The following is a 2,793-nucleotide window of genomic DNA, read 5'->3' as shown; positions in this document are numbered from 1 at the left end:
GGTCGACCAGGACCTCCCGGACGCCCGGGGCCCGGGCCGCGCGCACCAGAGCATCGGACAGCTCGGCGGCCACGCTCATGTCGAAGTCGCCGGCCGGTCATGAAGATCCACACGCCCGGGTCGACGCCGGCGGCGCGCACCTCGAGGAGCACTTCCCGGTCGCCGACCGGCGGCGGGTCGACCTCGCGGAGCTGGAGGACGTCGGCTGAGCCGTACGCGTCCTGGGCGATGGCTTTCACGGTTTCTCCTCGGGGTCGTCGGGATACTGGAACACGGTGTCGAGCGGCGCCCGGAACACCCGGGCGATCCGGAAGGCCATCTCCAGCGAGGGCGAGTAGCGCCCCTGCTCGATGGCGATCAGCGTCTGCCGGGTCACGCCGATCCGGTCGGCCAGCTCGGCCTGGGTCATCTCACCGTGCGCGAAGCGCAGCGCGCGGATGCTGTTGGTGACCTGCGTCGGCTTCACCATGGCGGCAGGCTCCGGCGGTAGACGATGACCTTGGTGATGCCGCCGAGGACCGCCGACAGCACGAAGCACAGATAGATCACGTTGGCGATCCAGAAGGGCGCCCACCCGGCCATCGCCATCAGCATCGCGGCGACCGCGCCGATCACGACGAACGACTGCCCGACGTGCTCACCGAGCCGGCCGATCTCGCGGTCGCGGTCGTCCTTGAGGCGGGAGGCGCGGGGGTTGCCCGCGGCCATCGCGATCTCGGCCACGATCGAGGCGACGATGGCGGCGCCGACAGTCCACAGCAGAATTCCCGCGTACGGCACCGAGGCCAGTGGGCGGCCGTCGACGCGGCTCGCGATGACGGCCACGTAGGCGGCGTAGCCGAGGACGGCCACCACCAGCCTGATCCACGCGCGTTTCTCCTCGTGCGTCACGACCGGCCCCTTCGATGTACAGAATGTTTGACATAGAAGAAGGTAGCAAATCTTTGACATGATGTCTAAAAAGTTTTACATCCGATTCCTTCGGGCCGGCCGGGCGGTCTGTCACTCTGGGCCGGAGTGCGCGCTCACGGCCAACCACCGGTACGGGAGGACGACAAATGCCGAGCACCAGGGACAGCGGGGGCGCCGATGACGAGTTCACCGCCCGGGCCGAGACTTTCCGCCGCGAGCTGCTCGCCCACTGCTACCGGATGACCGGTTCGGCCGACGACGCCGAGGACCTGGTGCAGGAGACGTACCTGCGGGCCTGGAAGTCGTACGGCGGCTTCGAGGGGCGGGCGTCGCTGCGTACCTGGCTCTACCGGATCGCGGCCAACGCCTGCCTGACGGCGTTGCAGCACCGCGAGCGCCGCGTGCTGCCGTCCGGGCTCGGCGCGCCCAGCGACGACCCGTACGCGCCGCCCGTGCTCGGCGATCCCGGCACCAGGTGGATCCAGCCGGTGCCCGACGCGCTGTTCGCCGCCGCGCCCGACGACCCGGAGGCGACGGTGATCTCCCGCGACTCGCTCCGGCTGGCCCTGATCGCCAGCCTGCAGTACCTGCCGCCGAAGCAGCGGGCCGTGCTGATTCTGCGAGACGTGCTGGCCTGGCCCGCGGCCGAGGTGGCCCGGAGCCTCGACACCACCACCCCGGCCGTGAAGAGCCTGCTCCAGCGGGCCCGGCGCCGCATCGAGGAGGTCACGCCGAGCATGGACGACGTGGTGGAGCCCAGCCATCCCCGGGCGCGGGAGCTGTTGCGCGGATATCTGGCCGCTTTCGAGGCCGCGGACATCGGCGCCATCGAGCGGCTGCTGCGGGCGGACGCGGTGCTGGAGGCCGTACCGGTGCGCAGTTGGTACTCGGGCAAGAAGACCTGCCTGCGGTACCTGGAACACCAGGCTCTGGGCTCGCCGGGGGAGTGGCGCATGCGGGCCGCCGGCCTGAACGGGGAGGCGGGCTTCGCCGCCTGGCACCGCGCGACCGACGGCTCGTACGAGGCCTTCGGGGTCGGCATGATCACGCCGACCGCGACGGGGATCGCCCGCATCGTCGTGTTCTCCGACCCGGCCACCGTGCACCGGCTCGGCGGCCTCGACTTCGCGCGCCGCACCGCCGAGACTTTGCCGGGTGACTCCACCCAGTGATCCGGACCGGCTGCGCTATCACCACGTCGACGTCTTCGGCAGCCGGGCGTACAGCGGCAACAGTCTTGCGGTCTTCGCGGAGTCCGCCGGTCTCGACGGCGTGCAGATGGCGGCGATCACCCGCGAGCTGCGCCATTTCGAGTCCATCTTCCTGACCCGCGACGGTGAGGGCTGGGTGGCCCGGGTCTTCGATCTGCTGGAGGAGCTCGGCTTCGCCGGTCATCCGGTGGTCGGGGCGGCCTGCGTGCTGCACGCGCTGCACGGCACGGCCGACAGCGAGACCTGGACGCTGCGGCTGCCGGCCCGCACGGTCCGGGTCACGACCCGGCGGCACTCCTCCGGGCAGTACGCCGGTGTGCTGGAGCAGGGCACCCCGGACTTCCTCGGAGCTCCTGAGGTGGCGGGCCTGCTTCCGTTGTTTTCGCTGCATCCGGAGGATCTCGACACCGGACTGCCCGCCGAGGTGGTCAGCACCGGGCTGCGTTACCTGATCCTGCCGGTGCGGGCCGACGCTCTGGCCCGCGCCCGGATCACCGAAGACCTCGAGGCCCCGCTGGCCGCAGCCGGCGCGCAGTTCGCCTACCTGCTGGACGTGGACGGCCTGGAGGGGCGGCACTGGAACAACGACGGCATCGTCGAGGACGTGGCCACCGGCAGTGCCGCCGGCTGCGTCGCGGCCTATCTGCGCCGGCACGGCCGGCTCGCCGAC

Annotated in this window: 5 protein-coding genes; 3 read left to right on the top strand and 2 right to left on the bottom strand. The window is 71.1% G+C overall.

Annotated elements, in window-relative coordinates:
* Positions 1–209, top strand: a 209-nt coding sequence (locus tag AB0C29_RS42005; RefSeq protein WP_360833003.1) for a hypothetical protein, incomplete at its 5' end; no start/stop codon positions are given.
* Between the two features lie 26 nt (positions 210–235).
* On the opposite strand, the gene AB0C29_RS42000 is transcribed toward AB0C29_RS42005, so the two are convergent.
* Positions 236–469, bottom strand: coding sequence for a helix-turn-helix transcriptional regulator (locus AB0C29_RS42000; RefSeq protein ID WP_360556444.1), 234 nt, complete (start codon positions 467–469; stop codon positions 236–238).
* Positions 463–891 carry a hypothetical protein gene (locus tag AB0C29_RS41995; protein ID WP_360833000.1) on the bottom strand — a complete coding sequence of 143 codons (429 nt, stop codon included), beginning with the start codon at positions 889–891 and terminating at the stop codon, positions 463–465. Before AB0C29_RS41995 ends, AB0C29_RS42000 begins: the two co-directional genes overlap by 7 nt.
* Before the next feature lie 167 nt (positions 892–1,058).
* On the opposite strand from AB0C29_RS41995, the gene AB0C29_RS41990 reads away from it, so the two are divergent.
* Together AB0C29_RS41990 and AB0C29_RS41985 are read left to right on the top strand one after the other, a co-directional pair.
* Positions 1,059–2,084, top strand: coding sequence for an RNA polymerase subunit sigma-70 (locus AB0C29_RS41990; protein ID WP_360832997.1), 1,026 nt, complete (start codon positions 1,059–1,061; stop codon positions 2,082–2,084).
* The coding region (locus AB0C29_RS41985; protein WP_360832994.1) for a PhzF family phenazine biosynthesis protein at positions 2,068–2,793 on the top strand (726 nt) is incomplete at its 3' end. The genes AB0C29_RS41990 and AB0C29_RS41985, both read left to right, overlap by 17 nt.

The organism is Actinoplanes sp. NPDC048791 (assembly GCF_040650095.1).
GTDB lineage: Bacteria > Actinomycetota > Actinomycetes > Mycobacteriales > Micromonosporaceae > Actinoplanes.
This window is presented reverse-complemented; position numbering and strand designations above follow the sequence as displayed.

Excerpts from the sequence above, each read along its gene's own strand:
- AB0C29_RS42000 (WP_360556444.1), bottom strand. The coding sequence starts at position 469 with ATGGTGAAGCCGACGCAGGTCACCAACAGCATCCGCGCGCTGCGCTTC.
- AB0C29_RS41990 (WP_360832997.1), top strand. The coding sequence starts at position 1,059 with ATGCCGAGCACCAGGGACAGCGGGGGCGCCGATGACGAGTTCACCGCC.